Origin of the sequence: Janthinobacterium sp. SUN176, assembly GCF_030587335.1 — a bacterium.
Taxonomy (GTDB): domain Bacteria; phylum Pseudomonadota; class Gammaproteobacteria; order Burkholderiales; family Burkholderiaceae_D; genus Janthinobacterium; species Janthinobacterium kumbetense.
In genome coordinates this window covers 139,614-161,188 of record NZ_JAPWIA010000002.1, presented here as the reverse complement: position 1 = coordinate 161,188, position 21,575 = coordinate 139,614, and the positions used below count along the sequence as shown (strand labels likewise).

14 protein-coding genes are annotated in these 21,575 nt (G+C 61.3%); 3 read left to right on the top strand and 11 right to left on the bottom strand.

Annotated elements, in window-relative coordinates; translation table 11 throughout:
• Positions 1–11: 11 nt before the first annotated feature.
• The 5 genes from O3299_RS19955 to O3299_RS19935 all read right to left on the bottom strand — a co-directional run bounded on the left by O3299_RS19955 (position 12) and on the right by O3299_RS19935 (position 3,386).
• Positions 12–620, bottom strand: coding sequence for a chalcone isomerase family protein (locus tag O3299_RS19955; RefSeq protein ID WP_289899692.1), 609 nt, complete (start codon positions 618–620; stop codon positions 12–14).
• A gap of 112 nt (positions 621–732) precedes the next feature.
• A complete protein-coding gene (locus O3299_RS19950) occupies positions 733–999 on the bottom strand; it encodes a YfhL family 4Fe-4S dicluster ferredoxin (protein ID WP_077398358.1) in 267 nt (88 codons plus the stop codon).
• 14 nt (positions 1,000–1,013) lie between these two features.
• The gene (gene coaD / locus O3299_RS19945) at positions 1,014–1,511 is read right to left on the bottom strand and encodes a pantetheine-phosphate adenylyltransferase (protein WP_034752633.1); all 498 of its coding nucleotides are present in this window, start codon (positions 1,509–1,511) and stop codon (positions 1,014–1,016) included.
• Between the two features lie 112 nt (positions 1,512–1,623).
• Positions 1,624–2,283 carry a 16S rRNA (guanine(966)-N(2))-methyltransferase RsmD gene (gene rsmD, locus O3299_RS19940; protein ID WP_289899693.1) on the bottom strand — a complete coding sequence of 220 codons (660 nt, stop codon included), beginning with the start codon at positions 2,281–2,283 and terminating at the stop codon, positions 1,624–1,626.
• Between the two features lie 197 nt (positions 2,284–2,480).
• On the bottom strand, positions 2,481–3,386 hold the full coding sequence (locus O3299_RS19935; protein WP_305063057.1) for a DUF6279 family lipoprotein: 906 nt from the start codon (positions 3,384–3,386) through the stop codon (positions 2,481–2,483).
• Between the two features lie 25 nt (positions 3,387–3,411).
• Between O3299_RS19935 and glmU the strand changes: the two genes are divergently transcribed.
• On the top strand, positions 3,412–4,788 hold the full coding sequence (glmU, locus tag O3299_RS19930) for a bifunctional UDP-N-acetylglucosamine diphosphorylase/glucosamine-1-phosphate N-acetyltransferase GlmU (protein WP_305063056.1): 1,377 nt from the start codon (positions 3,412–3,414) through the stop codon (positions 4,786–4,788).
• Between the two features lie 433 nt (positions 4,789–5,221).
• On the opposite strand, the gene O3299_RS19925 is transcribed toward glmU, so the two are convergent.
• The 3 genes from O3299_RS19925 to O3299_RS19915 form a co-directional block, all read right to left on the bottom strand.
• Complete coding sequence (locus O3299_RS19925; protein ID WP_305063055.1) at positions 5,222–6,892, bottom strand: ShlB/FhaC/HecB family hemolysin secretion/activation protein; 1,671 nt, start codon at positions 6,890–6,892, stop codon at positions 5,222–5,224.
• Between the two features lie 34 nt (positions 6,893–6,926).
• Positions 6,927–12,170, bottom strand: a complete 5,244-nt coding sequence (locus tag O3299_RS19920) for a YDG domain-containing protein (protein ID WP_305063054.1) — start codon at positions 12,168–12,170, stop codon at positions 6,927–6,929.
• Between the two features lie 329 nt (positions 12,171–12,499).
• The gene (locus tag O3299_RS19915) at positions 12,500–14,506 is read right to left on the bottom strand and encodes a sensor histidine kinase (protein ID WP_305053661.1); all 2,007 of its coding nucleotides are present in this window, start codon (positions 14,504–14,506) and stop codon (positions 12,500–12,502) included.
• Positions 14,507–14,586: 80 nt separating this feature from the next.
• Here O3299_RS19915 and O3299_RS19910 point away from each other — a divergent pair, with 80 nt between their 5' ends.
• Positions 14,587–15,285: a response regulator transcription factor gene (locus tag O3299_RS19910; protein ID WP_099665963.1), complete on the top strand. Its 699-nt coding sequence runs from the start codon at positions 14,587–14,589 to the stop codon at positions 15,283–15,285.
• Between the two features lie 315 nt (positions 15,286–15,600).
• On the opposite strand, the gene O3299_RS19905 is transcribed toward O3299_RS19910, so the two are convergent.
• Positions 15,601–16,074, bottom strand: a complete 474-nt coding sequence (locus tag O3299_RS19905; protein ID WP_099665964.1) for an Lrp/AsnC family transcriptional regulator — start codon at positions 16,072–16,074, stop codon at positions 15,601–15,603.
• 161 nt (positions 16,075–16,235) lie between these two features.
• Here O3299_RS19905 and glmS point away from each other — a divergent pair, with 161 nt between their 5' ends.
• Positions 16,236–18,065, top strand: a complete 1,830-nt coding sequence (glmS, locus tag O3299_RS19900; RefSeq protein WP_305063053.1) for a glutamine--fructose-6-phosphate transaminase (isomerizing) — start codon at positions 16,236–16,238, stop codon at positions 18,063–18,065.
• Positions 18,066–18,428: 363 nt separating this feature from the next.
• On the opposite strand, the gene O3299_RS19895 is transcribed toward glmS, so the two are convergent.
• Together O3299_RS19895 and O3299_RS19890 are read right to left on the bottom strand one after the other, a co-directional pair.
• On the bottom strand, positions 18,429–19,712 hold the full coding sequence (locus O3299_RS19895) for a TniQ family protein (RefSeq protein WP_305063052.1): 1,284 nt from the start codon (positions 19,710–19,712) through the stop codon (positions 18,429–18,431).
• Positions 19,713–19,714: 2 nt separating this feature from the next.
• On the bottom strand, positions 19,715–21,535 hold the full coding sequence (locus O3299_RS19890; RefSeq protein ID WP_305063051.1) for a TnsD family Tn7-like transposition protein: 1,821 nt from the start codon (positions 21,533–21,535) through the stop codon (positions 19,715–19,717).
• Between the last annotated feature and the right edge of the window lie 40 nt (positions 21,536–21,575).

Below are 21,575 nucleotides of genomic sequence, written 5' to 3'. Positions count from 1 at the left end.
CCGCCAGCCGATTACGCCATGTCGCCCAGCAAATGCGCGCGCAACATGGTGTCGGCCGGATGGGCACCTATCCAGATTTTCAGCAGCGCATTATAGAAAGCCAGGTCCGGCACCGTGTCGCCCACCTGTTTGCCGTTCAGCTTGCACAACGTTCCCTCTTCCGGCAGCCAGTCCACGGTGAGAATGTCGCCCTTCTTCAGGCCGGGCACCATTTCGAACATGGCGCCGAACTGCATCGTCTGGCTCAGCAGGCGCGTGCGGTCGGCCTGGTCGGAACTGCGCTTCAAGCCTTGCATGAAGGCTTGCCCCAGCTCGTCGGAAGTGATGTCGCGCAGCATGACGATTTCCAGGCGGCGAGGCCCGGGCAGCGCCAGGATGTCGGCCAGCTGGGTTTTCTTTTCCGGCAGGTACAGCGCGATCGTGTACACCTTGAAGATGACCTTGTAGCGCACGCCGGCGCCGTTGAGTTTTAATTCGCGGCTGGCCAGCTGCACCGTGTCGTCCAGCTTGACGCCGCCCACCTCGACGGCGAGCGCCGGTCTTGCCACGGCGGCGCACAGGCCGGCGCACAGGCAGGCGGTGGCCAGGGAGCGGCCCAAACGGGATGTGCTTATTTGCATCTTCTACCTCCGTGGAAACCATGGGCTGTGGATAAGTCAGCACACAGTGTAGAACAGTTGGCAGAAGCTGGCGCCACGCAGACGTGGCCCGGAAGTGGCGCGGGAGAAAAGCTCAGGCTTTGGCGGCGGGCAGTTCCGCCTGCAGGCGTTCGTACTTGGCCATCAATTGCTCCGGGCTTTCGCGCCAGGCGGGATTGAAGGGGATGCAGCTGACGGGGCACACTTGCTGGCATTGCGGCTCGTCAAAGTGGCCCACGCATTCGGTGCACTTGTTGGGATCGATTTCGTAGATTTCCGCGCCCATGTAGATCGCGTCATTCGGGCACTCGGGCTCGCAAATGTCGCAATTGATGCATTCGTCGGTGATCAGTAATGCCATGATTTCACTCTTACTTATTGCGATGAGGCAGCGTTGGCGGCAATCTTGTTTTGCAGCCAGCGGTTCACCGAGGGGAAGACAAACTTGGAGACGTCGCCGCCCAGCGCCGCGATTTCGCGCACGATGGTGCCCGAAATGAACTGGTACTGGTCGGATGGCGTCAGGAACATGGTTTCGACATCGGGCAGCAGGTAGCGGTTCATGCCCGCCATCTGGAATTCGTATTCGAAGTCGGAGACGGCGCGCAAGCCGCGCACGATGACCCGCGCTTCATGCTTGCGCACGAAATCCTTGAGCAGGCCGGAAAAGCTTTCCACTTGCACATTCGGATAGTGGCCGAGCACTTCGTTGGCGATTTCCAGGCGTTCGTCGAGCGAGAAAAACGGTTGCTTGTTCTTGCTGTCGGCCACACCGACGATCAGCTTGTCAAACAGACCCGATGCGCGGCGCACCAAATCTTCATGACCGCGCGTGAGCGGATCGAATGTTCCTGGATAAACGGCTACAACCATTGCGGCTCCCTGACGATGCACCAATATAGACGCGCATTATGCCTGAAATTGGTGACCACCTTGGTGCTGCGCCTCGGGCCAGGGAGCTTTTTTGCCTCATTTATAGGCAGATTCAGGCAGTAGCCGGCACTTTGTTGTAAGTTAGCAAATGATAATAAACGGTGCCCGCCTTGTCGGCGCGGATGACTTCCCACGGCGCCATCCACTCCGGTTTTTCCAGGGCGCTGGTTGCATCGAAGACGAGCGGCAAGCCCGATTCCGCATACACCATGCCGCCTTCCTTGAGCAGGTTGGCGCATAGCGGCAACACTTTCGCCAGGAAATCCTGCTGGTAGGGCGGATCGAGGAAGATCAGGTCGAAACGCTGGCCGCGCGATGCCAGGCCTTGCGCCGTCAGCAAGGCGTCGCCGCGCAGCAGCTGGACATTGTCGGCGCGCAATTTCGTCTTGTTTTCTTCCAGCTGGCGGATCACGGGCGTATGGGTGTCGACCATGGTGACGGCGGCGGCGCCGCGGCTGGCCGCCTCGAAGCCGAGTGCGCCGCTGCCGGCGAACAGGTCCAGCACCTGGGCATTGGCCCAGTCGCCGTCGCGCAAGTGGTTGATCCAGTTAAACACGGTTTCGCGCACGCGGTCCGGTGTCGGGCGCAAGCCCAGTGCCTGCAAAACAGGCAGCACGGAGCGCTTCCACTGGCCGCCGATGATGCGCACCTGGTTCGGTGGCGGCGCGTGGTGGACGGGGACTTTGGCGGGTTTCTTAATTTTCTTTTGCATGGGCATTTAAAACACCTAACAAAACCTACTGCGCGTCGCGATTTGCGGCCTGCGATGCTCACTGTGCATTCGCACAGCTGCGCTTCTTAGCCACAACTCACTGCCGCTCGCTACGGTTTTGTTAGGCGTTTCATTTCTTCAATTTGATGGCGGCCACTATAGCATATGGCCCCCTCGCCCCTGCTGGCGCTGCCGCTCTATTTGGGTTGCGTGGCCAGGGAATTGAAATCGTCGATCCAGCCCTGCATGCGCTTGACGGCATGGGCTTTTTGCGTGGGCGTGGCGATCTTGATCACCGTCATGACCATCTGCGCCGTGCTGCTTTCGTAGGCATCGAAGAAGGCCTTGCGCTCGGAATGCTCGAGGCGCTCGAAACTGTCCTTGATCAGGGTCGTGATCAAGCCCACGGTGGCTTCCTTGCCGAGTTTTTCCTGGTGAACTTTCTTGACCAGGCTCAACACATTCTGCTGGCGCCGCATGCGTTCGTCGAGCCAGATCTCGTTGTTCAGCGGACGCGCGTCGGACGCCTTGCGGATGAGGGCTTCCTGCTCGCTGCTGAAGCTGCCAAACCACAGTTCGAATTGCTCCATGGCTTTCTTGTAGCGCAGTTTCTGGCGCTTTTCCTGGTCGCCGCTCAGGTATTTCTTGCGGTAATCCTCATTGTTCGACTTGAACTTCTTTTCCATCTGCGCGATCTGCTCGGGCTTGAGCGAGCGCGCCAGGTCGGCCAGCTCGGGCGCCGCCTTCAGCAACAGCGCCTGGGTGCGCTGCTTGATCTCGCTGTAATCCGCCAGCAGGTCCGCCTGCGTGGCATTGCCTTGCAACTGCTTCTGGCCCGTGCGCAGGATTTCCACGTAATCCTTCAATTGCGTCTTGCGGTGCCAGTCGAACAGCTTGTCGATATCGTCGCGCACCCAGCCCTTCTGGTCGCGGTCCAGGTCGACATACGCGTTCAGCCACCAGTACAGCACGGTATCGCCATTGTTGTAGGCCAGGCGCAAGCCGCTGCAACCGGCCATGACGACGAGCAGGATGGCCAGTAAGGCATACGTCAAGCGGCTGGAAGACGTGGAAGACGGGGCCTGCGTGTTAAACTTTTTCATATTCTTAACTTATAAAAGACGGTCTATGAACGTTGTCATTCTCGCTGCCGGTATGGGCAAACGCATGCAGTCGGCACTGCCCAAGGTATTGCACCCGTTGGCGGGCAAGCCGCTGTTGTCGCACGTCATCGACACGGCGCGCGGCCTGGCGCCGTCCCGATTATGCGTGATTTACGGGCATGGGGGCGCAGCGGTGCTGAAGTTGCTCGACGGCTACAAGGTGAACCATGGCGTGCAGATCGACGCCGCCGAGCAGGCGCAGCAACTGGGCACCGGCCATGCCGTCCAGCAAGCGCTGCCTTTGCTGGATGACAGCGTGCCGACCCTGATCCTGTACGGCGACGTGCCGCTGACCAGTGCCGCTTCCCTGCAGCAACTGGTGCAGGCGGCCGGCAAGGACAAGCTGGCCATCCTGACCGTGGAACAGGACGACCCGTTTGGCCTGGGCCGCATCGTGCGCGAGCACGGCACCATCGTGCGCATCGTCGAGGAAAAGGATGCGACACCCGCCGAGCGCGCCATCCGCGAGATCAACAGCGGCATCATGGTCGCGCCCACCGTGCAGCTCAAGCAATGGCTGTCGGCCTTGTCGAATGACAATGCCCAAGGGGAATACTATCTGACCGATATCGTCGCCCAGGCCGTCGCCGATGGCGTGGCCGTCACTTCGGCCCACCCGGCTGCCGTGTGGGAAGTGGCGGGCGTCAACAGCAAGGTGCAGCTGACCCAGCTGGAACGCATCCACCAGAACAATATCGCGCAAGCGCTGTTGGAACGGGGCGTGACCCTGCTCGATCCGGCCCGCATCGACGTGCGCGGCGAACTCATTTGCGGCCGCGATGTCACCATTGACGTGGGCTGCGTGTTCGAAGGCCGGGTGGAATTGGGTGACGGCGTGCGCGTGGGCGCCAACAACGTCTTCATCAACGCCACGGTGGCCGCTGGCGCACACATCAAGCCCTTCTGCCATATCGAGGACGCCATCGTCGGCGCCGCTTCCATCATCGGCCCCTATGCGCGCCTGCGCCCGGGCACGGTCCTGGCGGAAGACGTGCATATCGGTAACTTTGTCGAAGTGAAAAACAGCCAGATCGCCGCGCACAGCAAGGCCAATCACCTGGCCTATATCGGCGACGCCACCATCGGCTCGAAGGTCAACATCGGCGCCGGCACGATTACCTGCAACTACGATGGCGTGAACAAGTTCCGCACGGTCATTGAAGACGACGCCTTCATCGGCAGCGACAGCCAGCTGATCGCCCCCGTCACCGTCGGCAAGGGCGCCACCCTGGGCGCGGGCACGACCTTGTCGAAAGATGCACCGGCCGGCAAGCTGACCGTGTCGCGCGCGCGCCAGGTGACCATCGATGGCTGGACGCGCCCCGTGAAAATCAAGAAGTAAGCGGCGCAGTCAGCCCTTGCACACAGGCAGGCCGCATGGCCTGCCTTTTTTGTATGTGGATAACTCTGTGGGCAAGCCACTGCACAAGTGGGGCATAAGCCTGTGTGCAAGCCTGCGCATAAGCTGTTGGCAAGTTTTGTAATCTGGCCCGCCATGCGCTTGTCGCTGCCTTTTCCGCTGATTCCAGCAGCTTGCCAGCGATGTAATCGCCTTTTCCTGCGGATTGTGGATAACTCTGTGTATAAGCCTGCGGATAAGCGCTGGATAGCGTGGGTACAAGTGGGGATAACTGCAGTTTTGCCACCTGCTTCCCACATATTGCTGTGGGTAAGCCTGTGGAAAAACCGTGCACAGACGGTGGATAGTTGGTGGGTAAGTCTTGCGTTGGATCAAGCAACAGCCGAAAGTCGGGCTTCCGGCTGTTGCCGCCGCATCAGAAGCGGTGATTGAGTTCGACCCACAGGCGGGCCGAACTGCGCGCCGCCAGCAGGACGGGCGTGCCGCCGATGGGCTTGGCGACGTACGCGCGGGCATTCCACTGCTGCCCGTCCGCCCAGTTCACGCCCAGTCCGGCGCCGTGCAGGCGCGCGCTGTTCGGTCCCGGCGTCCAGCGCTGCTGGTTCACCGTCACGCGTGCGCTGTCGACGAAGGCCACGGCTTGCCATTGTCCCGCGTCGCTGGCGCTCAGTTCATGCCGCCATTCGGCGCTGCCGAAATAGCCGAGGTCGCCAGCTGCCGCGCCCACGTCATACGCGCGTACCGTGTACGGGCCTCCCACGCTCATCTTTTCGGAGGAATCGAGGTTGCTGTCCGCCCACTGTCCCGCGAAGGCCAGGTACACGGCGTTGCGCTGGTCCAGGTTTTGCAGGCGCGACAGGTTGACGTTCCATTTCGCAAAATTGCCATGGCTGCGGGCGCTGAAGGCATCGTTCAGGCGCGTCAGCGGGTCGCTGATGTCGAGCTTGCCAGCCGTCGCGGCCACGCTCCAGCTGGTGATGGCGCCAGCGAAGGCCGCATCGCGCACGTCGCCGCCCAGGGTGGCGCTCAGGTTATCCAGGCGGCGGTCGCTGCGCATGGCGCTGGCGTCGATGCGGTCGCGCAAGTGCACCTGGTCATATTGCAGCTGGATCGACATGTTCGCATCGCGGCTGCGCAGCAGCGGATGGCGCAGCCAGGCACTGGCGACCTGAGCCGTGCCATGTGCGTGCAGCGGGTGCATGGCGCCTTCCAGGCGGTAGCGCAGGGCGGACATGGCCACCCCGGCGCGCGTGCCGGCGCCGTTCAGCAGCAGGTCATAGCCGAGCCGCGCATACGACATGCCCGTGCCCGAGCTGAGCACGCTGGCGCTGGCCACGTCGCCCTGGTGCAGCGGGTTGTACAGGTACACGGTGGCGCCAAGGCGGGCGCGGCCCGTGTAGCGGTTGCCATTGTTGTCGAGGAAGGCAGCGCCAGCCATGCGCGGGCCGGACCAGGCATCGACCAGCAGGTCGGAGCCGCCGACTTCGGCGCCGGGCGTGAGCGTGGCCGTGATGGCGACATTCGGTATGTCGGACAGCAACAGCAAGCTGCGGTCGAGTTCCGCCTGGCTGATGGTCTGGCCCGTTTGCAGCGGCGCCAGCGTGGCGTTCAGCAAGGCGTCGCTGACGTCGCTGCGGTTGTCGATGCCCACCTTGCCGTAGCGCGCCTCGAGCACGTCGATGCGCACGATGCCCTGGCGGATGGTCTGGGCGGGCACGATGGCGCGCGCCAGCGGATAGCCATGGGCGCGGTAGTAACTGGTGATGCGGGCCGCCAGTTCTCCCAGTTGCTCCAGGGACAAGGTCGTGCCGTGGGCGTTGGCGACGAGCGCCTGCAAGGTGGCCGTATCGAACGCGCGGTTGCCGGCGATATCGATCTGCGTGACGAGAAATGGCGCGCTGGCGGGCAGCGGCGCGCCCTCTTTCTGTTCGATGCGCAGCGCCGGCGCGCCGGGAGCAACATTGGCGGGCGTGGCCGGCTGCAACTGGCGCAGGATGGCGCCCGCATCGGGCACGACCGGCGTGGTTTGTGCTACGGCGCATGGCGCAAAGGCCAGCAGCAGCAGGGACAGCAACGGTTGTTGCATCAGGTGTCGCGGAGTCAAGGAATGAGTCATGGTGTTATTGATTTACGTTAAGCATGTTGGCGGGCAGCTTGACGCCGCCCAGGACGACTTGCAGGGCCGGGCCGCGGCTGCCGATCTGCATGCTGGTGTTTGGCAAGGCATTGCTGGCGGCGGCAGTGCCGGCCGGGGCATCCGTCTGCGTGACGGTGATGGTGGGCGCGGCGGCCAGCGTGCCGGGACGCGTGTCGGCAAAGCTGCCCAGCACTTGCGCCTGCAGTTGCACCACGGCTGCCTGGGCTGGTGGTGGCAGGCTGGCCGGCGGCGGCAAGGTTGCCGACGTCAAGGTCAGCGCGCCGGCATTGCCCTCGGCTTGCACGAAGGCATAGTCGGTCGAGGCCAGGCCGCTGCCCGTGATGGCGTAGTTGCCAGCCGGACTGCTGGCCGTGGCCGGGCTGGTCCAGACCACGGTGCCGCTGGTGGCGTCCGTCAGGGTGTCGCCGCCCAGCAGGCCGCTGACCTTGCCGCTCAAGCCTTCCGGCGCGCGGCCACCCGTCAGGCTGGTGGCCGTGGCCGTGTACAGCAAGCTGGCCTTGGCGATATCGGCCGTGATGTTGCCCGGTTGCACGAGGTCATAGTTGCCCGCATCCGCACCCTGCAAGGTGTAGCCGTCGACGATGACGGTTTTCCCTGTTCCTGCGTGCTTGTCGGCAAAGCGGGCAGCGCCGCCGGCCACGCGCAGTTCGTCGTCTCCCAGCGCCTGCACCTTGGCCGTGCCCGTCAGGGTGGCGCCCGTGGTGGCGTCATACACTTTATTTGCCGCACCCACGCCGCTCACGCTGACAGTAGCTTTACTGATGTCGGCCGTGACCTTGCCCGGTTGCACGAGGTCATAGTTGGCCGCATCCGCGCCTTGCAAGGCAAAGCCGTCGAGGGTGACGGTCTTGCCCATGCCAGCATTCTTGTCGGCAAAAGATGCGCTGCCGCCGGCGACGCGCAGTTCATCGTCGCCCAGCGCCAGCACGCTGGCCTTGCCCGTCAAAGTGGCGCCCGTGGTGGCGTCATAGACTTTATTGGCCGCACCCACGCCGCTCACGCTGACAGTAGCTTTACTGATGTCGGCCGTGACGTTGTTCGGCTGCACCAGCACATAGTTGGCCGCGTCCGCGCCTTGCAGGCTGTAGCCATCGACGATGACGGCCTTGCCTTTGCCTGCGTTCTTGTCGGCAAAGCGGGCAGTGCCGCCGGTCACGCTCAATTGGTCGTCGCCCAGCGCCAGCACCTTGGCCTTGCCCGTCAGGATGACGCCGGTGGTGGCGTCATACACCTTGTTTGCCGCACCCACGCCGGCGACGACCACGCTGGCCTTGCCGATGTCGGCCGTGACGTTGTTCGGCTGCACCAGCACATAGTTGGCCGCATCCGCGCCCTGCAAGGTAAAACCGCTCAGGGTGACGGCCTTGCCCATGCCGGCGTTCTTGTCGGCAAAACGGGCGGTGCCTCCGCTTACGTTCAGCTGGTCGTCGCCCAGCGCCTGCACGCTGGCCTTGCCCGTCAAGGTGGCGCCCGTGCTGGCGTCATAGACTTTATTGGCCGCCCCCACGCCCTGCACATTCAGCGTGGCGCGGTTGACGGTGGCGCTGTGCCTGCCGCCTTCCAAGGTGTAGTTGCTGGCCTGGCCCGTGCTGCCGTCAGCCAGCGTCAGCGTGCCGTTGGCCATGGTCTTTTTTCCACCCGCGTTTTTGTTGTCGAGGATACCGTTACCCGACAGCAACAGGCTCTCGCCTTGCACCAAGCCGTTCAGTGTCAGCAGACCGGCCGCCATGCTGGCGCTGCCGTCATAGGTGCGCGTGCCGTTCAGGCTGATGACGGCCCGGTTGATCGTCAGGGCGCCCGCCTGCAGGTCGATGTCATACCCTTGTTGGCCGGAATACAGGTAGGTGCCGGCGGCGTTGTAGAGACCGGCATCACGGATGGCGCCGTACACGCTGTTGCTTGAGGAAAAGACTTGCCCGGAGTCGGCAGCGCCAGCGATCGAGTAACGGGCATTGGACAGGCCCCCCGCATAGCTTTGGCCATCGTAAGTCTTGCTGACCGCATCCGAGGTGACGGTCAGGGCGGTCAGGAAACTGCGCAGCAACGGCGCCGTCTGGCCTTCATAGATGCGCCAGATGGCGCCGCTGCCGGCGTTCGTGGCCATGTCCCAGCCACCGAAACTCGATTTCGAGTGCAGTTGCGCATCGCTCAAGGCGTGCACGTTCGTCTGCGCGCCGCCACCGCTGCCGATGCCCGAGACGCCGTCAGTACTGGTCCAGAAGCTGTTGTTTACCTGGCTGAAGTTGGTGCCGATCAACGCGCCCTTGCTGGTCTCGCCCTTGACCATGCCCGTCGCGTACGTGTTTTCGACGGTACCGCTCATGTTGAGGCCGATCAAGCCGCCCACGGACGTGCTGCCGCTGACGGCGCCGCTGGCGTAACTGTTGTTGATATTGCCGTCGTTCGTGCCGAGCAAGCCGCCAACGGACTCGCGGCCATTGACCGTTGCGCTACTGTAGCTGTTGGAAATGAGGCCCCTGCCGTAGCCTGCCAGGGCGCCGACGTGGATGACGCCGCTGATGCTGCCGCCCAGTAAGCCGATATTGCTGATGACGGAGGAGCTATCCGCATAGCCGAACAAGCCGACGATATCGAAGTCGGACGCGATGGTCAGTCCGCTGATGGTATGGCTCTGGCCGTTCAAGCTGCCGGTGAAGATATTTTCTATGCCGCCGCCCAGGCCGTTTGCCATGCCGACAGGAATGAATCCATTCTTGCCCCAGACGCCCTTGCCGCCCGCCGTGGCGCTGGCGTCGATGTTGGCGCCCAGCACGTAGCTGCCATTGAGTGCCATGGACATCAATTGCAGCTGGTGCGCATTGTAGATCGTTGTGGAATACTCGGATGCCAGCATGGGATAGGTGCCGCCTTCGCCATGGCCGGCATTATTCAAGTTGCCGTCCACGTTGACCAGCACCCAGTTATTGCCCTGCGCGCCAGGCGTGGTGGTGAAATTGAATCCCGTAAAACTGCTGGCCGTGCGCATCTGCGTGTCCGTCAGGCCGGTGCCGCCCTTGGAGGTCGCCTGGCCCGTACCGTCGATGGACCAGAAGCTGTTGCTGATTTGCTGGGGTGCGCTGTTGCTGCCGATCAAACCGCCGAAGTTGGTGCCGCCGTCGGCGATGAGCAGGCGCCCCGCCGCGTAGCTGGTATTGACGGATCCCGCTCCCCAGTTGGTGCCCACCAGGCCGCCGATCTCGGTCTTGCCCGCCACGCTGCCCGTGGCATAGCTGTTGCTGATCGTTCCCTGGTTGATGCCGACCAGGCCGCCGCTCTGGGTATTGCTGCTGACGGCGCCCGAGGCGTAGCTGTTGACGATGGTGCCGCTGTTGCGCGCCACCAGGCCGCCGCTGATGAAGCCGTCGGCGATGACGTCGAGCGCCGCATAGCTATTCTTGATCGTGCCCTTGTTATCGCCCACCAGCCCACCGGCGTAATAGTGGGTCTTGATGCGGCCGCCATTCAAACCCACATTCTGGATCAGGGCATCCTTGGTGGTAATGGAAAACAAGCCGCTGCCGCCGCCGGACCCGGACATCATGCTGAGCTGATTGATGGAATGGCCGAGGCCGTCGAAGATGCCGCCAAAGGCCGCATCCCTGCCCAGCGGCACGAAGCCCGCATCCCACCAATTGGGGTTCCAGGCGGCCGAAGCGGTGGCCGAGGCGTCGATGTCGGCGCCGAGCACAAAATTGCCGTTCAGTTTGCCATTTATCCCTTGCAAGTCGGTGCCCGTGACACTGCGGTAAGCGCCCAGCTGGGTAATCACCGTGTAGCCGGTGCGCACGCCGTCCGCGCCCAGTTTGGTGCTGAAGTTTTGCCCGGCGGGCAAACTCACCTGCGCGCCGTTGCCCAGCTGATACACGGCCGTGTTGCCGGCAGCGGTGGCGCCCTGGCCGTATTCCAGCGCCAGGCTGGCCGTGCCGGAACCGTTCAGGTTGGCGTTGATATTGATGTTGCGCTGCGCATGCAAGGTCAGTTCATTGGCCGACCAGCTGACCTGGTCGTTGACGTGCACGTCGCCGGCCGTGCCGTGGCTGCCTTGCGTGCTCTGGATCACGACATTGCCGTTGCGCAAATTGGCCGTCAGGGCGGCGCCGCTGATATCGCCGCCGCTGGCGGCGATGGTGAAGTCGACGGGGTCGATCAGCCAGGTCCCGGCGCGGCCCTGGGCAGCGGCCGTGCTGATGCGGGCGTCGTTGCCGATCTTCACGTGGGCGGCGCTCGTTTCGATGAAGCCGCCATTGCCGCCCGCGGGGGCGCTGGCGTCCAGGGTGCCGCTCACATGGGTGGTGCCGGCGGCCATGCCGCCGAGCAAGACGATGCTGCCATCGCGCTGCTCCACGCTGCGCGCCTCGATGACGCCCGTGTGGTTGACGACGCTGGCCAGCAGCGAATCGCGGGCGCCTGCGCTCATCAGCACCTGGCCGCCATCGGCGCGGATCAGGCCGCCGTTCTCGGCCAGGTTGTTCAGGGTGCTTTGTTCGATGCGCAGTTGCAGCAGGCGCGCGCCGTCAAAGCTCAGGGTGGCGGCGCTGCCGGCGCCCAGGGCGACCGTGCCCAGGCGGGCCGAGATGGCGCCCTGGTTGCTCACTTGCCGGCCCAGCAGGGCGACATAGCCGCCATCGGCCGCGCGCAGCGTGCCTTCATTGACGACCTTGCCAGTACCTTGGCCGCCGAACGCGTGTTTCGAACCGCCCAGGCTGGCGCTGTCGACGTCGAGCGTCGAAGCCACCAGGCCGCCCACGTTGACTTGCGCGCCGCGGCCGAACAGCACGCCGTTCGGATTGATCAGGTACACCTGGCCATTCGCGTTGACTCTGCCGAGGATCTGCGTGCCGTTGCTGTCGAAGATGCGGTTGACGGCCAGTGCGCTGGCCGAGGGCTGGACGAAGTTGACGGTTTCCTTGGCGCCCACGTTAAAACTGTTCCAGTTCAGCGCGGCCTGCGCGCTGCCCTGATGGATGGTGGTGGTGCCGCCTTGCTGGCTGATGCTGGCCGTGCCGCTCACCACCTGCCCACCCGTGGGCGCGGCCTGCGCTGGTCCTCCCAGCGCCAGCGCCGTCATGGCGGCCGCTGCCGCGGCCAGTTTGCGGCGGCTGCCCTTGCCGCGTCCGCGCGACGTTTCCGCGACGGCGACCCAGGCGTTCAAGACGTGGCTCCAGACGAGGCGGTAGATGTGGTTCAACGATCCGTGACGATGCATGCGATGTCCTTGTTGATTTGAATAGGGAGACGCCCGCGCGCCTGCGGACCTGGCCGGGCTGGCGCGAGCGGGAAATGGGGAAAGAACGGGTCAGGAAAGCGGCGCGAACAAGGAGAGGCCGGTGAGGTGGCTGGCGAGTTGGTTGCGGTGCATGTTTTCCCTGTGCTGTGCGTGGACGGCGTCCGTTGCGGCTTTTGTTGCTTTTTTAAATACAATCGTTATAAAAAGCTACAAAGATTTCTGAACGGAAAGATATCAGAACGGGGAAATTTAAAATTGAGCAAACCTGAGCGATTCCCGACTGATTTAGTCGGGAATGCGCGCGGTCGTCAGACGGGCAGGCGCAGGGCGAAGCTGATGGTGCCGTTGTTGCCGGCGCTGGCCAGTATCACTTGGCCGCCGTGCAATTCGGCGATGCGCTGCACCAGGTACAAGCCCAGGCCGGCGCCGGGCTTGTGCTGGGCGATGCGGCCACGGAAGTATTTCTGGAACAGGCGCGGGATTTCATCGGCGGGCAGCGGCTCGCCTTCGTTGCTGACGGCGATCTGCACGCGGCCGTCCTCGAGCGTGCCGGCTTGCACGCGGATCGCCAGGGCTTGCGGCGCGTGCCGGTCGGCATTGCTGAGCAAGTTGCGCAGGGCCACGCGCAGCAGGCTGGCGTCCACCACGGCGCTGGCGGGCAGCGCCTGCACGCTGGCTTCGATGCGGCCCGGCGGCCATTCGGCCAGCACGGCCGTCAGCAGCGCGGGCAAGTCGCATGGCAGGGGCCGGAAGGTTGCCGCGCTCGTTTCCATGCGGTCGGCGCTCAGGTATTCATCCACCAGCGCCGTCATGCGGCCGCTCGCTTCGCGCAGGTTCTGGCAGCGCTGCAGGGTTTTTTCCCGCGGCGCGTCCGTGTTGCGGGCAATTTGTTGGGCCGTGGTATTGATGATGGCCAAAGGCGTGTGGAATTCATGCGACACCATGGCAACGAAATCCTGCTGCTCCTCGCGGGTGCGGGTTTCCACTTCCAGCGCGGCGCGCAATTCGCCTTCGAGCACGGCGCGCCGGCCGATTTCCTGCCGCAGCGCCACGGTGCGCAGCGCCACCTGCTCTTCCAGGCGTTCATTCAGGGCGCGCACGGCGCTGACGGCCTCCGCCTGTGCCCGGTCCTTGGCGCGGCGCAATTCGGCGTAGCGGCGGTTGAGGCGCAGGCTCATCAGCATCATGTGCACGAAGGCGCCCAGGGTGGCCGCATGGTTGGTCCAGAAGTTCGGCGGCACGATGGCCATATTGCGCAGGAAACTGATCACCACGCCCGCGTAAAAGATGCCGAAGATAAACAGGAAAGCGTGCGCCGGACGATGCCCGCGCAGCGCCAGCCAGCTGGCCAGGGCGATGAACAGCACGATCAATGGCAAGGCCGTCATTTGCACGACGAGCACGCCGGCGGCATAGTCGCCGTGCAGCACCAGCAGCGCCCCGCACAGCGCGGCAGCGGCCGTCAAGCCCACCACGACGCGGCTGAAACGGGGATACAGGGCGGGCAGTTCCAGTTGCAATGTGGAAAAACGCGCGCCGACGGCGATGGACATCGCCATCGACACGCCCAGCATGGGATCGGACAGCCAGTTCGGCATGGTGAATATTTGCTGGGGAATGGCGATCGTCAGCGCTTCCGTCGTGGCATTCGTCAGCACGTACAGCAGATACCAGCCGCTGTGGGCTTCGCGCGTCATGCGCCAGAAAAAGATATGGAACAGGATCAAGAGCAAATAACTGCCGAACTGCAAGCCGTAGTACAGGTATTCGCGGCGCGAGGCGTTGTCGAAGGCATCGCTGGGCAGCAAGGTCAGCTCCGTCGACATGGCCTTTTTGCTGTGCAGGCGCACCAGCCAGCGCTGCGGCGTGTCGGCTTGCAGGCGCAGCGGAAACACCACCTGGCGCGCATCGATGGGCCAGTTGCCGCGCGCCACGTCGGCGCCCGCTTCCTGCAAGACCCAGTGGCCTGCCGCGTCCCAGCGGTACAGCCGCACGTCGTCAAGCACGGCGTTGCTGAAACGCACGACCCATTCATCGGGGGAGGCTGCCGCGCGCGTCACGTCCAGGCGCAGCCAGACGGCATCCTGCGTGTAACCGGCGCTGACGGCGCCAGGCAAGGTGCGCCAGCCTGGCGCCGCCAATGCCGCATCGGGCCCCAGCCGGCCCGTGGCATCGCGCAGCATCTGCAAGTGGCCGCTGGCGGATACGGGCTGCCCGCTGGCCGGCAGCAGCAGCGGCGCAGGCACGGGCGCGGCAGCTGCGGCATGGGGGAACAGGGCGGTGAACAACAGGCAAAGGGCGAGCAGGATTTTCATGGCGAGGCAGCTTACCACGGCCAGCATGGGAGTCAGAAAGACAACTTCCCGGCCCCACGGCGATCGGTTATCCTTGCGCCATGTTGAACCTCATCCTGCTTGAAGACGAAGCCGTGCTGCGCCACGAGTTGACCGAATTTCTCGGCGATTGCGGCTACCGCGTCAGCGCCGTGGCCGACCTGGCCGCCTTCCACGCCTGCTACGCGCCGGCCGTGCACCGCATTGCCATCATCGACCTGGGCTTGCCCGATGGCGAAGGCATGGTGCTGGTGCGCGCCTTGCGCGCGCAGGGGCAGCCCATCGGCATCGTCGTGTTTACGGCGCGCGGGGCCACGCAGGACAAGGTCAACGGACTGGGCGGTGGTGCCGACTATTACCTGCCGAAGAGCGCCGACCTCGATGAGCTGGCCGCCACCCTGGGCGCGCTGGCCCGGCGCCTGGGTGCGCCGCCCGCCGACGCGCCGCCGCCTTCCACGGCCTGGGTGCTGGAACTGGGACCGCGCCGCCTCTTGCCGCCCGGCTGCGGCGCCATTGCGCTGTCGCAACAGGACGTCACCGTGCTGCACGTGCTGATGGCCGAGCCGGAACGCATCGTCAGCCGCCAGCAGATCGTACAATCGCTGGGCGAGGATTTTCTCACCTACGACCAGCGTCGCCTGGACACCCAGATCAGCCGCTTGCGCCGCAAGGCCGAACAGGCGGCGGGCCTGGCCTTGCCCATCAATACCGCCCGCAACGCCGGCTACCGCTTCTATGCCGAAGCGGAAGTGCGCCCCTGAGTTTGCCCGTCTGCCGCCGCGGACAGGCTGTGGATAAGCCTGTCGATAACTGGGCTGCTAACTTGTTGGCAAGCTGTGTGCAGCCGGTGTACAAGTCAAGCTGGCAGTAGCTTGTCTACTCTTTGCGTGCCGGTGCGGTACCGTCGCGGGCCGCCTGACGCTGCTTCCCCGCGCATCCCTTGCTCTCCTGTCATGGCTTGCCCGCATCATGCTTGTGCATAAGTCTGTGGGCAAGTACGGCATAAGCGGTGGAAAAGCACCGTATAAGTGTGTGGGCAAGCGGTGGGCAAGCAGTGGATAAATGAAAGTCAAAAATCACACGGCGATGCGTGTCTCGAATTTGCTGCGGAACGTGGAAAAATAGCTTTTCACGTTACGCACATTCGCGTGCGCGGCAAACAGGCGGTGCGCCAGCGCGTGATACGCGGGCATGTCGGCCACCTGCACCATCAGCACGAAGTCGGGGCCGGGCGAGACGCGGTAGCATTGCAGCACGGCCGCTTCCTGCGCCACGAGCTGCTCGAATTCCGCCATGCGTTCCGCCGCCTGCACGTCGAGCGTGATTTCCACGATGGCCGTCAGGCGCGCGCCCACCAGTTGCGGCGCGACGATGGCCACTTGCCGTTCGATGACGCCGCTTTCCCGCAAATGCTTGACCCGCCGCAAACAGGTGGGCGCCGAAACGTGCACCGCTTGCGCCAGCTCACTGTTGGTTTGCGATGCATCAATTTGCAAGGCGTTCAGGATGCGACGATCGATCTCGTCGAGGGTAATGTTGCTATCGCTCATGGTTTTGATGAATTGGAAAATAAATCGATTCTAAATGAAATAATATTTCATCACAAAATGGGTGTGAAATATTCAGTCAAAAATGCACAGATTTAGAAAGCATATTTCATTCACTCTGCATTAGCATGCTTGCATTGATTAAATTTTATACAGAGGTTTCCATGTGCGGCATCGTCGGCGCGGTAGCGCAACGTAATATCACTCCCATCCTGCTCGAAGGCTTGAAGCGCCTGGAATACCGCGGCTACGATTCCTGCGGCATCGCCCTGCATGCGGATGGCCGCTTGCAGCGTTCGCGCTCCACCTCGCGCGTGGCGGAATTGGAAAAGCAGATCGCGGAAGAAGGCTTGAGCGGTTTCACGGGCATCGCCCACACGCGCTGGGCCACGCATGGCGCCCCTGTCTCCTTCAATGCCCACCCGCACTTCTCCCCGACGGAAGAGAACGCCCGCGTGGCGCTGGTGCACAACGGCATCATCGAAAACCACGACGAACTGCGCGCCGAACTGACGGCCTTGGGTTACGTCTTCCAGAGCCAGACGGATACGGAAGTGATCGCCCACCTGGTCGAGCACATGTACAACGGCGATTTGTTTGAAACCGTGCAGCAGGCCGTGAAACGCCTGGACGGCGCGTATGCGATCGCCGTCTTTTGCCGCGACGAACCGCACCGCGTGGTCGCGGCGCGCCAGGGCTCGCCCCTGATCGTCGGCCTGGGCAATGGTGAAAACTTTGTCGCGTCCGACGCCATGGCGCTGGCCGGCACGACGGACCAGATCATCTACCTGGAAGAAGGCGACGTGGTCGACCTGCAACTGTCGCGCTGCTGGATCGTTGACGTGGATGGCAAGCCCGTCGAGCGCGAAGTGAAGACCGTGCACGCCCACACGGGCGCGGCCGAGCTGGGTCCGTACCGCCACTACATGCAAAAGGAAATTTTTGAACAGCCGCGCGCCATCGGCGACACGCTCGAAGGCGTGACGGGCATCATGCCGGAACTGTTCGGCGACAACGCTTATGCCATCTTCAAGCAGATCGACCGCGTGCTGATCCTCGCCTGCGGCACCAGTTCGTATGCGGGCATGACGGCCAAATACTGGATCGAGTCGATCGCCAAAGTGCCCGTCAGCGTGGAAGTGGCCAGCGAATACCGCTACCGCGACAGCGTGCCGCACCCGAACACGCTGGTGGTGACGATTTCGCAAAGCGGCGAAACGGCCGACACCCTGGCCGCCCTGAAACATGCGCGCAGCCTGGGCATGCAGCACACCTTGACCATCTGCAACGTGGCCACCAGCGCCATGGTGCGCGAATGCGCGCTGGCCTACATCACGCGCGCCGGCGTGGAAGTGGGCGTGGCCTCGACCAAGGCGTTTACGACGCAGCTGGCCGGCCTGTTCCTGCTGACCCTGTGCCTGGCGCAAGTCAATGGCCGCTTGAGCGAAGAACAGGAAGCGGCGCACCTGAAAGCCATGCGTCACTTGCCCGTCGCCATCGCGTCCGTGCTGGCGCTGGAGCCGCAAATCATCGCCTGGTCGGAAGAATTCGCCCGCAAGGAAAACGCCCTCTTCCTGGGCCGCGGCATGCACTACCCGATCGCTCTGGAAGGCGCCTTGAAACTGAAGGAAATTTCGTATATTCACGCCGAAGCGTATCCGGCCGGCGAACTGAAACACGGCCCGCTGGCCCTGGTGACGAATGAAATGCCGGTCGTTACCATCGCGCCGAACGACGCTCTGATCGAAAAGCTGAAATCGAACATGCAGGAAGTGCGCGCCCGTGGCGGCCAGCTGTACGTCTTCGCCGACGTCGATTCGCGCATCAGCTCCGGCGAAGGCTTGCACGTGATCCGCCTGCCCGAGCACTACGGCGACCTGTCGCCGATCCTGCACGTGGTCGCGCTGCAATTGCTGGCGTATCACACGGCCCTGGCGCGCGGCACGGATGTGGACAAGCCACGCAATCTGGCCAAGTCGGTGACGGTGGAGTAAGCAGGACGGATGGCGCCTGTCGCTATTCCGTCCAATTAAAGGCGTAAATTGCTCATTAAAGTCGTAAATTGCCCATTAAAGTCGTAAATTGCTGAGTTACTATCGCTTAGCCAGCGTGCACTTCCAGTACATGGCCTCCTACGCTGGTTATTTTGAGCGACGCTGGGTGGTCACCGAGGCCAGAATACTGTGTTTGCACGTATCGGCCTACATGGCCGGAAGCTGTCGCATGTACCGAATGAGGCCTGATAAAGATGGTCAGGCCAACCGAAGTTGCTGGTCAGCCGAAGGCGCCCTATGTGGCCAGTCCTTGCTGGTACTTACAGATGTAGGGCGGGCCGACATTTTTATCGCGCAGCAACTTCATGATGGCTGTTGCGGTGATTGACATTCGACAACAACGTTGGCTGCTATTTTCTTCAATATTGGCTGTATATGGCATCCGATTTTTCTGACGATGTCTTCGAAAGCGTCTATTGATAAACCACCAATCTTCGCGCTTTCTGATAATGACTTCCGGTTCAAGAAGAACGAAAGAACTGCTGAAAGGTTTAAACCGGTTTCATCCTCGATAAGATCGGGTAGTCCAACATTGTCCAAATATGCAGAGATAACCAATTTATCAATAAATTCTTGCCTCTGCATCAATTTATGCACGCCTCTTGTCTGAACATAGTCGTTAAGCAAATTGTCGTCTGGTTTCCTTCTATGATTTCTTGTTCGTTTGATGGGAATGGCTGGCGTAGCGCCCTTTAGTGCCGATAATCCCTCTTCGATAGAGTCGAACAATGCGCTGTAGACCAACAAATATGGTACTGCCGATGTTGTCGACACGGAAAGCTGAAGCATAGCATCAACTTTTGCCATGACTTCGCCATGACGCTTATTTGCCGAATCCGGGAATACGGATAGGAGCCACTCTCTTGGAAAGCTGTTCGTCAAATGATCACTTAGTAACGGGGCCCCAGATTGACTGCAGTGCGTGCGAAGCCCAAGCATAGTTATCCTGTAGCGTAGACCTAGCTGCAGCTCTTTGGGGGAGATTGGGCTGCGGTTGGACATTAGTGCGCTTGAAATTCCCAAAAAACGCTTTATACCGTCATGTGCCATTGTTACGTTCGCCAGCCCTTGTGAAACTGAAATGCTCTCTTCTATACAGTCCATTGGTGATTGGTAGAACTTTAGTTTTTCATTGACAAAGCGCAGTGGTGACTCGTGAAATTCGCACGCCATACGGCCTGGCAGTTGGTGACTTCGACGCCAATAGGTCATCCCATGTTCGTCAATATCTGTCTGGGCGCAAGATAAGCAGAAGTACGCTTCATCTCGTGCGACTCGCATTCCAGAAATGAACAGCGTATCTTTGTTTTCTGTGCATCCATGTTTTACTTCCGGACGATAGGAGGTAATTGATCTACGGAAGGGTAAGGTCGAATGAGCGAGAACAAATTCGTTTAATTTGATCCCGGCAGCAAGCGCTAACAGTTCTATGGCAGGTGCTTCGCGACGAGATTTATTCGCTAAACCTGCCCATTGTGCGATGAGAATCTGTATCTCTGTAGCAGTACGTAAACCGTTTGCTCGCATTAGCCTACCTAAATAGGACCGGTCGAGTTCGTCGTGAAAAGGGATGAGTCGAATTAACAAAGTTATTTTCTTTTAGGGGTATTCATTGAGGCCGAAAGAAATCCCGGCATGTTTGACTGGGCTTCGGAGATGCTGATATGAGTTTGCCTCGATTTGCGTCCCAGAGCCTTGTCTAGCGCTATCACCGTTTGAGGTAACCGATGCAGGGCCGAGAGTTTTGCGCGCAACTCCGGAATCTCCTGGTACAAGTGCCACAATCGCAATTGCTTGCGCCCGAGACCGGGCACTAACCTAAGAACTGCACTTGTGATGGCAGAACTGAGGGCCATATCCCGTGCGTTCCATGGTGCACGTAGAATTCCAATTCCAGCCGAATCAGGATTGAATCGTGGATTGGAATTCTCTGAGAGCCAATGCCTGTCGTTTCGATAAAGCCAAGCGTACAAAGCAGGTTCGAGCTTGCGGATAAATTTAACGCCCAAGCCGGCATTCTCCGAAATCAAATCTGACCAACTCGTTCGGGCAGAATTCAAAGTCGACTCAAGCCGGATTTTTTTCCAGGTCGCGTGGAGGCCGATCTCTGTGCGCAAGACGTGTGTGACCGTGCCTACTGAGATTTGATAGCGAACTGCAGCCTCGGCTTTATCTATCCCTAGTAGTAACTCTTCGATTAAAGATGCGCGTCGTGTAGGCACGAGCTTTTTAGGACGGCGTTCGCATGCAATGCCGAGCTGTGTGGCCCAGGCCATGCCGGTGGCCACATCTATCCCAATCTTTTTCGCGGCGCTGCTTACAGACCTAAGATCGCGTAGAACCGCGGCTGAAAATTCTTCCCTACGGGTATCCGCTGTCGCCTCGGATAGCAACGCAGTGTGTGGTAGCTTTGTATCTATGAGGCTCGGTGACGTGCCCGCGCGGTATGCTTCGAGAAATTTCCCGTAATCGCCAAACAGCCAGTCGATCATGATGAGGTGGCGCAAAGGGTGGGTACCGGCGCGGGGACAGCGAAGATACCTTGATAGCTGTGTGTAAGCTTGATCTGTATCGGCCGGCAGAGCGGCTAATTCAGGCACGTTTCGAAACAGTCTGATGTGTGCCTCAAATTCTGCTGCAATTTTTAACAGAGGTAAGCGTTCGTTCGAGTGTAACGAGTCGCGGCGGCGTAGCTCTGCCTGATAAAGAAGATGAAGGCGAGATAGATCTACTCGCGCAATCTCTTTAGCTGTCACTAGATCGTTCGTGAGAAGAGCTAAACGAGTAAGATCTTTCATCAAATCGCTAATAGCATCGGCCGGCAACTCAGGCGCCGGCAACAAGTTTTCAGCATTCGGCAGATGCCAGAGGAAACGCTCAACGCCGTTCGATTTTACTTTCGACTCTAGAAGAAATTGATCGTGTTTTGCACAGACCCAGACGCCAGGAAACTGGTGCTCGATGTGCCAATTCGACCACCCTGTCGCTGCGAGATCTTCAGCCATGCATTGTCGGCATGCTTTCAACGGATGATGTGCACGGAACCTGCTAGTCAGAATTCCTAGTCGGTACTTTAATCCTATAACTGTTGTACCGCGCATTGCAGATACTGCTGCCAGCTCGTCTTCTGAACTTATAAATTTCGAGTAGAAACGCAGCAGCGTACGTGTGGTGCAAATTTCAAATGCAGTGCCGAGAAGTCCTTCGGTGCGCCGGTTGAACTCATCAATTCCTGCTGGCAGGTCATGCTGACAGCCTCTGCGAGAGCTACCGAATAATGCAATACTGGTCGCATCAGCGGACCTGCTTCCACTGAAACAGTGGTATCGGCTGGCTAGGCTGAAAAGGGTCTCGCTGCCTATCCAGGTGAGTAGCGGGCTTTCAGAAAATAGATGTGGTGTGCTGGCCATTTTTGCTCCAGAAAACTGCGTCGAACGGAAATAATTAGGC

Coding starts and splice junctions, on each gene's coding strand:
- O3299_RS19955 (WP_289899692.1), bottom strand. CDS start 620: ATGCAAATAAGCACATCCCGTTTGGGCCGCTCCCTGGCCACCGCCTGC.
- O3299_RS19950 (WP_077398358.1), bottom strand. CDS start 999: ATGGCATTACTGATCACCGACGAATGCATCAATTGCGACATTTGCGAG.
- coaD (WP_034752633.1), bottom strand. CDS start 1,511: ATGGTTGTAGCCGTTTATCCAGGAACATTCGATCCGCTCACGCGCGGT.
- rsmD (WP_289899693.1), bottom strand. CDS start 2,283: ATGCAAAAGAAAATTAAGAAACCCGCCAAAGTCCCCGTCCACCACGCG.
- O3299_RS19935 (WP_305063057.1), bottom strand. CDS start 3,386: ATGAAAAAGTTTAACACGCAGGCCCCGTCTTCCACGTCTTCCAGCCGC.
- glmU (WP_305063056.1), top strand. CDS start 3,412: ATGAACGTTGTCATTCTCGCTGCCGGTATGGGCAAACGCATGCAGTCG.
- O3299_RS19925 (WP_305063055.1), bottom strand. CDS start 6,892: ATGCAACAACCGTTGCTGTCCCTGCTGCTGCTGGCCTTTGCGCCATGC.
- O3299_RS19920 (WP_305063054.1), bottom strand. CDS start 12,170: ATGCATCGTCACGGATCGTTGAACCACATCTACCGCCTCGTCTGGAGC.
- O3299_RS19915 (WP_305053661.1), bottom strand. CDS start 14,506: ATGAAAATCCTGCTCGCCCTTTGCCTGTTGTTCACCGCCCTGTTCCCC.
- O3299_RS19910 (WP_099665963.1), top strand. CDS start 14,587: ATGTTGAACCTCATCCTGCTTGAAGACGAAGCCGTGCTGCGCCACGAG.
- O3299_RS19905 (WP_099665964.1), bottom strand. CDS start 16,074: ATGAGCGATAGCAACATTACCCTCGACGAGATCGATCGTCGCATCCTG.
- glmS (WP_305063053.1), top strand. CDS start 16,236: ATGTGCGGCATCGTCGGCGCGGTAGCGCAACGTAATATCACTCCCATC.
- O3299_RS19890 (WP_305063051.1), bottom strand. CDS start 21,535: ATGGCCAGCACACCACATCTATTTTCTGAAAGCCCGCTACTCACCTGG.